The organism is Escherichia sp. 10290 (genome assembly GCF_030295155.1).
GTDB classification, from domain to species: Bacteria; Pseudomonadota; Gammaproteobacteria; order Enterobacterales; family Enterobacteriaceae; genus Escherichia; species Escherichia coli_F.
Genome location: NZ_AP025741.1, coordinates 4,259,350 through 4,274,251 on the forward strand (window position 1 = coordinate 4,259,350; position 14,902 = coordinate 4,274,251).

General features: G+C 51.4%; 11 protein-coding genes and 1 pseudogene. 3 read left to right on the top strand and 9 right to left on the bottom strand.

All coding sequences use genetic code 11. The features are described 5' to 3' along the window. Positions 1–21 precede the first annotated feature (21 nt). Together rtcA and rtcB are read right to left on the bottom strand one after the other, a co-directional pair. Positions 22–1,038 (bottom strand): RNA 3'-terminal phosphate cyclase, encoded by a 1,017-nt coding sequence (rtcA, locus tag QUE74_RS21570; RefSeq protein ID WP_001355001.1) that lies wholly within the window; start codon positions 1,036–1,038, stop codon positions 22–24. Between the two features lie 3 nt (positions 1,039–1,041). Then, positions 1,042–2,268, bottom strand: a complete 1,227-nt coding sequence (rtcB, locus tag QUE74_RS21575) for an RNA-splicing ligase RtcB (RefSeq protein WP_001105449.1) — start codon at positions 2,266–2,268, stop codon at positions 1,042–1,044. A gap of 188 nt (positions 2,269–2,456) precedes the next feature. Between rtcB and rtcR the strand changes: the two are divergent. Then, positions 2,457–4,045: pseudogene (gene rtcR, locus QUE74_RS21580) on the top strand (DNA-binding transcriptional regulator RtcR). On the opposite strand, the gene QUE74_RS21585 reads toward rtcR, so the two are convergent. From QUE74_RS21585 to glpE, 3 genes are read right to left on the bottom strand one after another with little or no spacing between them, the layout of a single operon-like run. Continuing rightward, positions 4,027–4,785, bottom strand: coding sequence for a DeoR/GlpR family transcriptional regulator (locus QUE74_RS21585; protein ID WP_000815098.1), 759 nt, complete (start codon positions 4,783–4,785; stop codon positions 4,027–4,029). The pseudogene rtcR and the gene QUE74_RS21585 sit on opposite strands and share 19 nt — an antisense overlap. Positions 4,786–4,801: 16 nt before the next feature. After that, positions 4,802–5,632 (bottom strand): rhomboid family intramembrane serine protease GlpG, encoded by an 831-nt coding sequence (gene glpG / locus QUE74_RS21590; RefSeq protein WP_000928723.1) that lies wholly within the window; start codon positions 5,630–5,632, stop codon positions 4,802–4,804. A 44-nt stretch (positions 5,633–5,676) separates the two neighbouring features. Then, positions 5,677–6,003: a thiosulfate sulfurtransferase GlpE gene (gene glpE, locus QUE74_RS21595; RefSeq protein ID WP_000371928.1), complete on the bottom strand. Its 327-nt coding sequence runs from the start codon at positions 6,001–6,003 to the stop codon at positions 5,677–5,679. Positions 6,004–6,192: 189 nt separating this feature from the next. Between glpE and glpD the strand changes: the two genes are divergently transcribed. After that, complete coding sequence (glpD, locus tag QUE74_RS21600) at positions 6,193–7,698, top strand: glycerol-3-phosphate dehydrogenase (RefSeq protein WP_000448126.1); 1,506 nt, start codon at positions 6,193–6,195, stop codon at positions 7,696–7,698. Positions 7,699–7,980: 282 nt separating this feature from the next. Further along, entirely contained in the window at positions 7,981–8,961 is a 981-nt protein-coding gene (locus QUE74_RS21605) for an IS110-like element IS621 family transposase (RefSeq protein ID WP_000399629.1), read from the top strand. 229 nt (positions 8,962–9,190) lie between these two features. Here the strand turns inward: QUE74_RS21605 and QUE74_RS21610 are convergent, their stop codons facing one another. From QUE74_RS21610 to glgP, 4 genes are all read right to left on the bottom strand, one after another. Continuing rightward, positions 9,191–9,793: a hypothetical protein gene (locus QUE74_RS21610; RefSeq protein WP_000981269.1), complete on the bottom strand. Its 603-nt coding sequence runs from the start codon at positions 9,791–9,793 to the stop codon at positions 9,191–9,193. Continuing rightward, positions 9,793–10,785: a PstS family phosphate ABC transporter substrate-binding protein gene (locus tag QUE74_RS21615; protein ID WP_001031831.1), complete on the bottom strand. Its 993-nt coding sequence runs from the start codon at positions 10,783–10,785 to the stop codon at positions 9,793–9,795. Before QUE74_RS21615 ends, QUE74_RS21610 begins: the two co-directional genes overlap by 1 nt. Positions 10,786–10,810: 25 nt before the next feature. Beyond that, entirely contained in the window at positions 10,811–12,319 is a 1,509-nt protein-coding gene (locus QUE74_RS21620; RefSeq protein WP_123058995.1) for a PstS family phosphate ABC transporter substrate-binding protein, read from the bottom strand. A gap of 126 nt (positions 12,320–12,445) precedes the next feature. Continuing rightward, positions 12,446–14,893, bottom strand: coding sequence for a glycogen phosphorylase (glgP, locus tag QUE74_RS21625; protein WP_000993460.1), 2,448 nt, complete (start codon positions 14,891–14,893; stop codon positions 12,446–12,448). Between the last annotated feature and the right edge of the window lie 9 nt (positions 14,894–14,902).

A 14,902-nucleotide genomic window follows, 5' to 3' on the forward strand; every position in this document is an offset into this window, starting at 1 on the left:
GATCCGGCTTACATCTCTGCATCATTCAATGCTCACCCGCGTTACGCTGTCTGCTTCAGTCAGACTAAACCGCACTGGCAAAAAACGCTCCACCACCGCGATATTGGTCAACAGATGGCATGAGGGATGGGCGACCGTAAATTCTCCCGCCCCCGCCAGCGCCATTGGCAGTACCAGCTGGTCGGCGAGATATTCCCCCACCGCCGCCGGGCTTGCAAGGTAGCGTTTAACTTCTTGCACTAACTGTGCCGCGACCACCTCGGCACTGACTCGCTTTTCACCGACGACAAAAAAGCGTTCAGTGATATTTTCACTTTCGACTTCCAGCGAGACGGTATTACCCGGCCCCTGGTCGCGCGGCAGGTTATGAATATTTTGCTCATGCAGGGAAAAACTACCCGCCAGCGTAGCGATTTCACGCTCAGCGACATGGCGTGGCACACCAGCCAGTAGCACCTCTCCACGCATCTGCACAATGTTCCCGCGCTCGCCAAGTTGCAAGGTGTTAAACGATGCCACGGGCGAGACTTCCTTCGCCACCACGCCGCCTCCGGCAGGATAAAAACCGTGGCGTAATAATGTGGTTTGCTGATGAATTCCCATTTTCGCCAGCAGCGGCTCCAGCACCCGGCGGATAAAATCCGCAGGCGGGGCCGACGGGTTATCGGTACCTCCGCTCACTTCAACACACGAAGGACCATCGGCAAACCACAGCGCGGGCAGTACCGTTTGTAGTACCAGCGTGCAACTTCCGGCGCTACCAATAGCAAAGCGGTAGTCGCCACCGCGCACGGTACCGGGCCGGAAGACCAGACGCTGCGACCCCAGCTCCGCGCCCTCCACCGTTGCTCCGCAAATTTCCGTCGCCGCCTTTACAGCCGTCAGATGCTGGCGCAACAGCCCCGGTTTCGCCCGCCCGGCGCGAATGCCGGTGATGGTAAATGGCTTGCCGGTTATCATCGACAGACTCAGTGCCGAACGCAGGATCTGCCCGCCGCCTTCGCCCTGTGCGCCATCCAGCGCAATCATCCTTTTCATCATTTATCCTTTTACACACACCACCTGACGCAGGGTGTAGATAACTTCCACCAGATCGCTTTGTGCCGCCATCACCGCGTCGATATCTTTATACGCCATCGGGATTTCGTCGATCACTTCGGCATCTTTACGGCATTCCACATGCGCGGTGGCACGAATTTGATCTTCCACGCTGAACAGTTTTTTCGCTTTAGTACGGCTCATTACCCGCCCGGCACCGTGGCTGCACGAACAGAACGACTCTTCATTTCCCAGCCCACGGACAATAAAGCTTTTCGCCCCCATCGAACCGGGAATAATTCCATATTGACCAGCACGCGCAGACACCGCGCCTTTACGCGTCACATAGATCTCTTCGCCAAAGTGCTGTTCTTTTTGCACATAGTTGTGGTGACAGTTGATCTCTTCCATCGCCAGCGTTTGTGGCTGTCTTACCGTTTTCTGCGTAACGCTCTGCAACGCCGTTACCACATTTTCCATCATCGCATCGCGGTTAAGGCTGGCAAAAAGCTGCGCCCAGGCCACCGCTTTCAGGTAATCATCAAAGTATTCCGTACCTTCCATAAAGTACGCCAGGTCACGCGATGGCAACGTTTCAAGCGTTTCCTGCATCTCTTTTTGTGCCAGATCGATAAAGTAAGTCCCGATGGCATTACCAATTCCGCGTGAACCGGAGTGCAGCATAATCCACACCTGGTCCGACTCATCAAGGCAGATTTCAATAAAGTGGTTACCCGTTCCCAGCGTTCCCAGATGTTTATAGTTATTAGTGTTAAGGAAACGCGGATATTTTTGCGTTAACCACTGATAACCAGCTTCCAGCTCGGCCCATTTAGCATCGACGTTAACAGGCGGATGCTCCCATGCGCCTTTATCACGACGGCTACGATTATTGGAACGTCCGTGCGGCACGGCAGTTTCAATCGCCTGACGCAGCTCCGCCAGGTTTTCAGGCAGGTCAGCCGCCGTTAACGCAGTTCGCAGTGCGTTCATTCCACAACCGATATCTACCCCCACCGCCGCCGGAATAATCGCTCCTTTGGTTGGGATCACGCTACCAATGGTGGAACCTTTACCCAGGTGTACATCCGGCATTACCGCAATATGTTTGAAAATAAACGGCATCTTCGCCGTATTAATAAGTTGCTGACGCGCATCGGCCTCTACCGGCACGCCTTTGGTCCACATTTTTACCGGGGCATTTTCAGTGGTCAGTAATTCGTAATTCATTTTGTTTTTCTCTTTTCGTTGTTTGCTGTCCTGATAATTGCAACCGTCGTGCCAGAAAATTAAATAAGCAGATTAATTTTTTAATTCATTGTTTTTAAATAGATAAAATCTTCCAGTCCGTAAACGGAGATTTTCCACGAAGCCAATTTACCGATAATGAAATATCGTCTTTTATAAGGATATCTAAGATGCGTAAAACAGTGGCTTTTGGCTTTGTCGGCACCGTACTGGATTATGCCGGGCGCGGCAGTCAGCGATGGTCGAAATGGCGTCCGTCACTCTGTCTATGTCAGCAAGAATCGTTAGTCATCAATCGACTGGAATTGTTGCACGACGCTCGCTGTTTGAAACGCTTAAACGCGATATCGCCAATGTTTCGCCAGAAACAGAAGTGGTGAGCGTTGAGATTGAACTGCATAACCCGTGGGATTTCGAGGAGGTTTACGCCTGCCTGCATGATTTCGCCCGTGGTTACGCGTTCGAACCTGATAAAGAAGACTATTTAATTCACATCACCACCGGTACCCACGTCGCGCAGATTTGCTGGTTTCTGCTGGCGGAAGCGCGTTACCTGCCCGCCAGGTTAATACAATCTTCGCCACCGCGTAAAAAAGAACAGCCCAACAGCCCTGGTGCGGTGACGATTATCGATCTCGATTTAAGCCGTTATAACGCTATTGCCAGCCGCTTTGCCGAAGAACGCCAGCAAACCCTCGATTTCCTCAAATCCGGCATTGCCACGCGTAACTCCCATTTCAACCGCATGATTGAGCAGATCGAAAAAGTGGCGATTAGATCCCGCGCGCCGATCCTGCTCAACGGCCCAACCGGTGCGGGAAAGTCGTTTCTGGCACGACGCATCTTCGAGTTAAAACAGGCGAGGCATCAGTTTAGCGGCGAGTTTGTGGAAGTGAACTGCGCCACTCTGCGTGGCGATACCGCCATGTCCGCGCTGTTTGGTCATGTGAAAGGCGCGTTCACCGGGGCGCGGGAATCTCGTGAAGGATTATTACGCAGCGCCAACGGTGGCATGTTGTTTCTTGATGAGATTGGCGAACTGGGCGCAGACGAACAGGCGATGTTGCTGAAAGCCATTGAAGAGAAAACCTTTTACCCGTTTGGTAGCGATCGCCAGGTGAGCAGTGATTTTCAGCTGATCGCCGGAACGGTGCGCGATTTGCGTCAGCTGGTTGCCGAAGGCAAATTTCGCGAAGACCTGTACGCGCGGATCAATCTCTGGACCTTCACCCTGCCGGGGCTACGCCAGCGCCAGGAAGATATTGAACCGAACCTGGATTATGAAGTGGAGCGCCACGCCTCACTCACCGGCGACAGCGTGCGTTTTAACACCGAAGCGAGGCGCGCCTGGCTGGCCTTTGCGACATCTCCCCAGGCAACATGGCGCGGTAACTTTCGCGAGCTTTCTGCCAGCGTCACACGCATGGCGACGTTTGCCGATAGTGGGCGTATCACCCTTGAAACCGTAGAAGATGAGATAAACCGTCTGCGCTATAACTGGCAGGAGAGCCGCCCTTCCGTGCTTACACAGCTACTGGGCGCTGAAGCGGAAAACATCGACCTCTTTGATCGGCTGCAACTGGAACACGTTATCGCTATCTGCCGTCAGGCAAAATCGCTTTCCGCTGCCGGGCGTGAACTCTTTGATGTTTCGCGCCAGGGCAAAGCCAGCGTCAACGACGCGGATCGGCTACGCAAATACCTGGCGCGTTTTGGTCTGACGTGGGAAGCCGTGCAGGATCAGCACAGCTCCAGCTGAATATGATGGTCTGTCAGCACCTGCATCACGCTCGCTGGTGGCGGGGCGTCGGTGTAGACGGCATCGACCATGCTGATGCTGCCCATATTGACCATCGCATTACGGCCAAATTTCGAGTGATCGACAACCAGCATAACGTGGCGCGAGTTTTCAATAATAGCGCGTTTGGTGCGAACTTCGTGGTAATCGAACTCCAGCAGCGAGCCGTCGCTATCGATGCCGCTGATCCCCAGAATCCCGAAATCAAGGCGGAACTGGGAGATAAAATCGAGCGTCGCTTCGCCAATGATCCCACCATCGCGGCTGCGTAATTCGCCACCTGCAAGAATGATGCGAAAATCTTCTTTTACCATCAGCGTGTTAGCGACGTTGAGATTGTTGGTCACAATGCGCAAATTGCTGTGATTAAGCAGCGCGTGCGCCACCGCTTCCGGCGTGGTGCCGATATCAATAAATAGCGTCGAGCCGTTAGGAATTTGCTCCGCCACTTTGCGGGCAATACGCTCTTTTTCTTCGGTCTGGGTGGCCTTACGATCGTGCCACGGCGTGTTAACTGAACTGGAAGGCAGTGCCGCGCCGCCATGGTGACGCAGGATCAGGTTTTGCTCCGCCAGCTCGTTGAGGTCACGACGAATAGTCTGCGGACTGACGGAGAAGTGTTCCACCAGTTCTTCGGTGCTGACATAACCCTGCTGTTTAACCAGTTCAATAATACCGTTGTGACGTTGTGTTTGTTTCATTTATAAATCCCTGGAATTATTTTCGTTTTCGCGCATTGAGCGAATCAACAAATGCCATCGCTAAACCCACGGCTAACCCGGCGATGTGTGCTCCGTTCGCCATCGACATCCCAAACAAATCAAACCATCCGGCGACAATCCAGATCAATGCAAAGATGATTAACCCACGTTGCAGGTAAATGCCACTTTGCGGATCGCGTTCGCCGCGTAGCCAGACGTACCCCATCAGTGCATACACCACGCCAGAAAGCCCGCCGAACCACGGCCCGCTAAATTTTTGCTGCACATAGCCGCTTAACAGGGCGCTGATAAGCGTAATGACAATTAGCTTACCGCTACCGAGGCGTTTTTCCACCGCACCGCCGAGATACCACCACCAGAGCAGGTTAAAGAGGATATGCATCAGCGAGAAGTGCATTAACGCGTGGGTGAAGTAACGCCAGAACTCAAATTTCAGTGTCGGATCGAATGGCCAGGCCAGCCATAACATCACTTCCTGATCGCCGAGAATTTGCATGGCGATAAACACCACCACGCAGGCGATCATCATCACCCAGGTCACCGGACCTGCGCGTTCACGCAAGGCAGCAAAGAAGGGATAACGGCGATAATGCAGGCCGCTGCCGGTATGGCCCGCCTGCCAGCTGGCCGCCAGATAACGAGGATCTGCCGGGTTTTCGAGAAAACGCGCCAGCTCCGCCCGCACGCGTTCGGCCTGGGACTCATCCGCCAGCCAGACATCGCTTTGGTTATGTTGTTGAATCGTGAGGATAACACCCTGCGTCGCCATGTAATCAACAAACGCCTGCGCCACGCGGGGGTTAGCAAAAGAGGTAATCATCAACATCGTTGCTGTCGCTTATTCCACACAAAAGGGGACAGTATAAAGCGTTACGCGCCGTACGCCACCTCTGCAGGAAACTGACGCTGCCAGGCTTCAAAGCCGCCATCAATGCTGTAGACCACATCGTAGCCCTGTTGTAGCAGATACTGCGCCGCGCCTTTGCTGCTATTACCGTGGTAACACATCACCATGACTGGCGTATCGAAGTCGTTATCACGCATAAACGCGCCCAATGTGTCGTTGGTTAAATGGAAAGCCTGCACCGCATGCCCCATTGCGAAACTCTGTGGATCGCGAATATCGACCAGCACCGCCTCTTTTTCCTGCAACTTCTGGTGCGCGTCGGCAACGTTAATACATTCGAACTGATCCATGCGTCTCTCTTTCTTTACAAACAAGTGGGCAAATTTACCGCACAGTTTACGTCGAAGCGGCAGATAAACGCCATAATGTTATACATATCACTCTAAAATGTTTTTTCAATGTTACCCAAAGCGCGATTCTTTGCTAATATGTTCGATAACGAACATTTATGAGCTTTAACGAAAGTGAATGAGGGCAGCATGGAAACCAAAGATCTGATTGTGATAGGTGGCGGCATCAATGGTGCTGGTATCGCGGCAGACGCCGCTGGACGCGGTTTATCCGTGCTGATGCTGGAGGCGCAGGATCTCGCTTGTGCGACCTCTTCCGCCAGTTCAAAACTCATTCATGGTGGCCTGCGCTACCTTGAGCACTATGAATTCCGCCTGGTCAGCGAGGCGCTGGCTGAACGTGAAGTGTTGCTGAAAATGGCTCCCCATATCGCTTTCCCGATGCGTTTTCGCCTGCCGCATCGCCCGCATCTGCGTCCGGCGTGGATGATCCGTATTGGTCTGTTTATGTACGATCATCTGGGTAAACGCACCAGCCTGCCGGGATCAACCGGTTTGCGTTTTGGCGCAAATTCAGTGTTAAAACCGGAAATTAAGCGCGGATTCGAATATTCCGACTGTTGGGTAGACGACGCCCGTCTGGTACTCGCCAACGCCCAGATGGTGGTGCGTAAAGGCGGTGAAGTGCTTACCCGTACTCGTGCCACTTCTGCTCGCCGCGAAAACGGCCTGTGGATTGTGGAAGCGGAAGATATCGATACCGGCAAAAAATATAGCTGGCAAGCGCGCGGCCTCGTGAACGCCACCGGCCCGTGGGTGAAGCAGTTCTTCGACGACGGGATGCATCTACCCTCACCTTATGGCATTCGCCTGATCAAAGGCAGCCATATTGTCGTGCCGCGTGTGCATACCCAGAAGCAAGCCTACATTCTGCAAAACGAAGATAAACGTATTGTCTTCGTGATCCCGTGGATGGACGAGTTTTCCATCATCGGCACCACCGATGTGGAATACAAAGGTGATCCAAAAGCAGTGAAGATTGAAGAGAGTGAAATCAATTACCTGCTGAAAGTGTATAACACGCACTTTAAAAAGCAGTTAAGCCGGGACGATATCGTCTGGACCTACTCCGGTGTGCGTCCGCTGTGTGATGATGAATCTGATTCGCCGCAGGCCATTACCCGTGATTACACCCTTGATATCCATGATGAAAACGGCAAAGCTCCGCTGTTATCGGTATTCGGCGGTAAGCTGACCACCTACCGCAAACTGGCGGAGCACGCGCTGGAAAAACTGACGCCGTATTATCAGGGCATTGGCCCGGCGTGGACGAAAGAGAGCGTGCTGCCGGGTGGTGCCATTGAAGGCGATCGCGACGATTATGCCGCCCGCCTGCGCCGCCGTTACCCGTTCCTGACTGAATCGCTGGCACGTCACTACGCGCGCACTTACGGCAGCAACAGCGAGCTGCTGCTCGGCAATGCGGGGGCGGTAAGCGATCTTGGGGAGGATTTCGGTCATGAGTTCTACGAAGCGGAGCTGAAATACCTTGTGGATCACGAATGGGTCCGCCGCGCCGACGATGCCCTGTGGCGTCGCACAAAACAAGGCATGTGGCTGAATGCGCAGCAACAATCCCGTGTGAGTCAGTGGCTAGGGGAGTATACGCAGCAGAGGTTGTCGCTGGCGTCGTAAATTAACGTAATGTGGCCAGGTCAGATTTCAATCTGACCTGAGACTGATGATAAACAAAAAACTGCCTGATGCGCTACGCTTATCAGGCCTTGTATTATCCCTCCTGTGCAGAGAAAATCGGCCAGTTTTCTCTGCCTGCAGTCCGCATGCCGTATCGGGCCTTAGGTTTTCAACCTGTTGCGTAGATTTATGCAGCGGACTGCCTTTCTCCCAAAGTGATAAACCGGACAGTATCATGGACCGGTTTTCCCGGTAATCCGTATTTGCAAGGTTGGTTTCACGATGGAACATGAACTTCATTATATCGGTATCGACACCGCTAAAGAGAAACTGGATGTCGATGTATTGCGTCCTGATGGTCGTCATCGCACCAAAAAATTCGCTAACACCACTAAAGGGCACGATGAGCTGGTGAGCTGGCTGAAGGGTCACAAGATTGACCATGCGCATATCTGCATCGAAGCGACCGGCACCTATATGGAACCTGTCGCAGAGTGCCTTTACGATGCTGGCTACATAGTGTCAGTCATTAATCCTGCGTTGGGTAAAGCTTTCGCTCAGAGTGAAGGACTGCGTAACAAGACTGATACCGTGGATGCGCGCATGCTGGCAGAGTTCTGTCGTCAGAAGCGCCCTGCAGCCTGGGAAGCGCCTCACCCGCTTGAACGCGCGTTGCGTGCCCTGGTCGTACGCCACCAGGCGCTGACAGATATGCACACGCAGGAACTGAACCGCACTGAAACGGCGCGGGAAGTCCAGAGACCGAGCATTGATGCTCACCTTCTGTGGCTTGAAGCAGAGCTGAAGCGTCTTGAGAAGCAGATAAAAGACCTGACAGACGATGATCCGGATATGAAACACCGCAGGAAACTGCTGGAAAGTATCCCGGGTATCGGAGAGAAAACATCTGCGGTATTACTGGCTTATATAGGTCTGAAGGACCGCTTCGCCCATGCCAGACAGTTCGCCGCTTTTGCGGGTCTGACACCACGGCGTTATGAATCAGGCAGTAGTGTGAGAGGGGCAAGCCGGTTGAGTAAAGCCGGACATGTGTCGCTTCGCAGGGCGTTGTATATGCCTGCAATGGTAGCCACCAGTAAGACTGAGTGGGGACGGGCGTTCCGCGACCGTCTGGCGGCTAATGGCAAGAAAGGAAAGGTGATTCTCGGCGCGATGATGCGCAAGCTGGCACAGGTGGCGTATGGCGTGCTGAAGTCAGGGGTCCCGTTCGATGCGTCACGGCATAATCCGGTAGCTGCGTAAAAATCGCGGAAGGGATGAAAAAAACAGCGCCTGACGGCGCTGTGTCTGGCATGCCTGCAATCTGGGAAACCGGGGTAGAAAAAAACTTGCAGGCCATAACAGTATCTACGTGGCTTATGCAATATATTGAATTTGCATGGTCTTGTAGGCCAATAAGACGTTCATGTCGCATCCGGCATGAACAAAGCGCACTTTGTCAACAATCTGACCTACTTTTTGAGTCAGGGAATTACCGCAAAGCCCACGCCATCATACCCAACGTAACAAAACTCAGGCACGTTCCCCACTCACTCCACTTCCGTATCTGGCTTCTATTTTTGCTACGCCACTGGCAATAATATCCCAACGCAAAACCAAGCTGTGCGCTTATTGGACCGACAAAGTCAATCCACGGTTGGGACCAAAATGGTGAAAAATTTAGTGGGAGCCAGACAACTGTCAGAAAGAAACTGCGCATATTCTCCAGCAACGCAATATTCGCTGGCGCGACATAGAAAATGATATTCCACAGGAGCAACCAGAAATAAACCGGTGCAAATACCAGCCAACAATGCAGTCTGCTTTTCGATTCAGGTGGCGTTCTGCGCGCAAATTGCCAACCAACGCCCACCATTGCACAGCAGAAAAGCGCATATTCAGCCGATAACCATAGTTGTAATTGCAGAAGCGAAATATGCCTGATCATGAGCGGGATAGAGAACAGTATCTCTCCCAGAAAACTCAGCGTGATAACAGAAGCAGCCAGCGCAACCACCGTCGGCCACACCAACAACGGCACAATAAAAAAACCAAGAATTAACGGAGGAATATAAAGTCTGATTTTATTCATCATTATTGCACTGATGATTCGTATGATGCGTCATGAATCGGCACATAGCCCACATCCTCTACCAATTGCTGTCCCTGCGGGCTTAAAAACCAGTCGACGAATTTCTGCGTTTCCAGCGTAGGGTTTTCGTGCGTCACCATATAAGCATCAATTATGTACGGATAAGTGCCGTTACGGATATTTTCCTCTGTAGGTGCAACGCCATTTATAGCCAGCAGTTTGATCTGTTTGCGCATTTTGAGCATATTGTCATTCATACGCGTGACGTAATAGTGGAAGGTGTATCCAATGGAAGATGTTGTGTTTTGGTAGTCGGCGACTTCGGTAATTAAACTGCCCATAAGATCGATAACAGTGGATTTTTTGGCTGGCAGCATTGGAGTATCTTGCATAACCAGTCCCTTCATAACCGTTTGGCTTCCAGAATCTTCTGGCCGCTGCCAGACTTTTATACTTTCGTCACCGCCGCCCACTTTATTCCAGCGACTCACTTTACCGCTAAAAATGTCTTTGACCTGCTGTTCGCTAAGTGAATTAACCGGGTTTTTGATATCAACGATAAAGACAAAGGCTTCGCGGGCGAAAGCGGTATATTTCAGTTTAACGCCTGCTTCTTCTGCACGTTTTTTCTGTCCTTCCGACGGTTGTGCAACAAAAATAACCGTCGCGGTAACCTTGATCAGACTATCGTAGGCTTCAGCTGTTCGGGTTTGTTGCAAACCATACGCCTGCCAGGCCAGCGAGGTTCGATCCTTATCTTTTGGCTCGGGTACTAATTCATAATACGCGGAAGCATACAGCGGGTATAAGGCTGTAGCGCCGTACACTCTCGGCCATCTTGACCAATCATCGCTGTAACGTAATTCTGGTTGCCCCCGCAGAGACGTCAGTCCATGGCTTTCTTCTTCCCTGACGCTGTTATAGTACCCTTCCCGGTCGACACATCCCGCCAGTAAAACCGCACCTAGCAGTAAAACGCCTATGAATTTATTCATCGCGCTGATTCCGTTCTCTCAAAAGTTATTTCATTGTTGTATGCAACGGTACATAACCCACATCTTCCACCAGACTCTGCCCCTGCGGCGTTAAAAACCATTCGACCAGTTTTTGTGTTTCTGACGTAGTATTTTCCCGCGTTACCATAAAGGCATCGACGATATACGGATATTTGCCGTTACGAATATTTTCCGCAGTCGGTGCAATACCGTTAATAGCTAGCAGTTTTATATTTTTATCGGCGTTCATTTGTGTTGCGTAATAGCGGAAGGTGTAGCCTATTGAGTTGTTTGTATTACGGTATTCGGCAACAACTTTAATCATTCCCTCCATCATGCTTGCCACTTCGGTTTCCTGCGGCGAGATCATGCGGACATTTTTCATGACCTGCGATTGCATCACTGTCTGGCTGCCAGAGTCTTCCGGGCGTTGCCAGGTCTGGATCTCCTGATCGTTACCGCCAACCGTGCGCCAGTTGGTAATTGCGCCACTGAAGATGTCACGCACCTGTTGGTCAGTCAGGGAATTAACCGGGTTATCCGCATTGACGATGAAAACGAATGCTTCACGGGCGAAAGGAGTGTAGTTCAAAGTGACGCCCGATTCCTCTGCGCGTTTTTTCTGCCCACCGGAAGGTTGCGCCACAAAAATAATATCGGCATCACCTTTAACAATCCTGTTATATGCATCGGGGGTACGAGAGTTCTCCAGATATTCCCAAGTGTGGAAATCTTCCGGTATAACGCTCAACGCATAAAAGGCAGAAGCATAAATTGGGTACGCCGCTGTAGCACCATCGAGTCGCGGCCAGTTTTGTGTAAACTGAATTTGCGGTTTACCACGCAGTGGCGGCAGTTGATTATTGAGTTTATCGGGTCGCCAGGCCCAGATATCAATATTTTCACGCACACCGACGCCGGGATTAATCTGTTTATATAAATAAGCCTGATAACCAGCGATAAAACCAAGCATGAGAAGGATAAACAGGAGGGAATTACGGCAACGTAACCCGTACGTGCCGGTTAAAGGATATCTGGTCGGCCAGCCATACCCCAGTGAAAAACTAATATGCGCACCAACGGGTATAATGACTATCCACCAGAACTCACCTCCGACTAATGAGACTAACAAAACTCCCAGCCAGGGGAGCATAAGCTCTGCCAACCAACCTGCTCCCATTTGGCGAAATTGATAATCTGCCAGATGTAGCGTGATTATCCAGCCAACCAGAGTTAACAGTGCAGGTAAAAGAAAAAAGCATTGCCGCCAGACGGCTATTTCTCTGTTTTCTGGTGCGCTATCACCGGCCCACACGCGACCAGAGAAAAATAGGATTATCGCCCCCAGCGTCAGCATAAAGACGTTGAGTAGAAGATAAATTGTTGGCGTAAAGAGTAAATTGCAAGCCTCAAGAATAGCGGCAAGCCCGGCCCCCAGCATGGCAATAACCGCTGCCAAAAATTGCGCCAGTATGGGGATGCCGAAAAAAGCCATTACCAGCGAGGTCAAAATCCATTTTTTGTTTTGCATTATTCTTTCCATTCTTTCTGAATGGCGAAATTATACTCCCCCGAGTCCCCTTGCCCCTCTGGACACTTCTCCGAAATAAAGGCGAAAAAAAACGGGACCGATTTGGCCCCGTTCTATTTTTTAGTGAACTTACAATCTCACTGGATCAATATGCCAGATATGATCAGCGTACTCTTTGATTGTACGGTCAGAAGAGAAGTAGCCCATATTGGCAATGTTCAGCATCGCTTTTGCGGTCCACTCTTCCTGAAGCTCGTAAAGTTCGTCGACTTTATCCTGACAATCGACATAGCTGCGATAATCCGCCAGTACCTGGTAGTGATCGCCGAAGTTGATCAACGAATCAACCAGATCGCGATAGCGCCCCGGATCTTCCGGACTGAATACACCGCTGCCGATTTGCGTCAGCACCTGATGCAGCTCCTCATCTTTCTCGTAGTATTCACGCGGTTTGTAGCCCTGACGACGCAGTTCTTCCACTTCTTCCGCAGTGTTACCAAAGATAAAGATATTGTCAGCACCGACATGATCCAGCATCTCGACGTTCGCACCGTCCAGCGTACCGATAGTCAGCGCGCCGTTAAGTGCAAACTTCATATTACTGGTGCCGGAAGCTTCCGTCCCTGCCAGAGAAATCTGTTCAGATAGATCGGCCGCCGGAATGATCAACTGTGCCAGGCTAACGCTGTAGTTCGGGATGAACACGACTTTCAGCTTGTCGCCAATCTGCGGATCGTTGTTGATCACTTTCGCTACGTCATTGATCAAATGGATAATGTGCTTCGCCATGTAATAGGCTGAAGCCGCCTTACCGCCAAAAATATTCACGCGCGGTACCCACTTCGCATCCGGGTCGGCCTTGATGCGGTTATAGCGGGTGATCACGTGCAACACATTCATCAATTGACGTTTGTATTCGTGAATACGTTTGATTTGCACATCGAACAGCGCTTTCGGATTTACCACCACATTCAGCTGCTGGGCGATATACTCCGCCAGACGCTTTTTGTTCTCCAGCTTCGCCTGATGCACCGCATGGTTGACCATCGGAAAATCACAGTGCTGTTGCAGCTCACTCAGCAAACTAAGGTCGGTGCGCCAGTTACGGCCCAGGTGTTCGTCCAGAACGGCTGAAAGCGATGGGTTCGCTACCGCTAACCAGCGACGCGGGGTCACACCATTGGTGACATTGGTAAAACGTCCAGGGAAGATTTTCGCAAAATCAGCAAATAGCGACTGCACCATCAGGTTAGAGTGTAATTCTGATACACCGTTAACCTTGTGGCTCACCACAACCGCCAGCCAGGCCATACGCACGCGACGACCGTTGGATTCATCAATGATCGACGCCCGTCCCAGCAGGTCGGTATCGTTCGGATACTGTTCCTGCAAGGTTTTCAGGAAATAGTCGTTAATTTCAAAGATGATCTGCAGGTGACGCGGCAGAATTTTACCCAGCATATCAACCGGCCAGGTTTCCAGCGCCTCGCTCATTAGCGTGTGGTTGGTGTAGGAGAAGACCTGACAACACACTTCAAATGCGTCGTCCCAGCTAAATTGATGCTCATCAATCAGCAGACGCATCATCTCAGGAATCGACAACACCGGGTGGGTGTCGTTGAGGTGAATCGCGATTTTATCCGCCAGGTTATCGTAGGTTTTATGCAACTGATAATGGCGACTTAAAATGTCCTGGATGGTCGAAGAAACCAGGAAATATTCCTGACGCAGACGCAGTTCACGCCCGGAGTAGGTGGAGTCGTCCGGATACAGTACGCGGGATACGTTTTCGGAGTGGTTTTTATCTTCCACTGCCGCGAAGTAGTCACCCTGGTTGAATTTACCGAGGTTAATTTCGCTACTGGCTTGCGCACTCCACAAACGCAGCGTGTTGGTCGCGTCGGTGTCGTAACCTGGGATAATCTGATCGTAAGCCACTCCCAGAATCTCTTCGGTTTCGATCCAGCGCGTTTTTTTACCTTCCTGCTGAATGCGACCACCAAAACGGACTTTATAGCGCGTGTTGTGGCGTTTGAATTCCCACGGGTTACCGTATTCCAGCCAGTAGTCTGGCGACTCTTTCTGGCTACCGTTAACGATGTTCTGCTTAAACATACCGTAATCATAACGGATACCGTAACCACGCCCCGGCAACCCTAACGTCGCCAGAGAATCGAGGAAGCAAGCCGCCAGACGTCCCAGACCACCGTTACCGAGGCCCGGGTCATTTTCTTCATCAATCAGCTCTTCGAGATTTAATCCCATCGCTTCCAGTGCGCCCTGTACATCTTCGTAAATTCCTAGTGACAACATGGCGTTGGAAAGCGTACGGCCAATCAAAAATTCCATCGACAGGTAGTAAACCTGACGCGTTTCTTGCGACAACTGGGCACGGTTTGAACGTAACCAGCGCTCCACGAGACGATCGCGCACAGCAAATAATGTTGCGTTCAGCCATTCATGTTTATTGGCGACGACCGGGTCCTTGCCAATCGTAAACATCAGCTTGTAAGCGATAGAATGCTTAAGAGCTTCTACGCTAAGCGTGGGCGATGAATATGTAAACGGAGCATTCATATAGGCGTT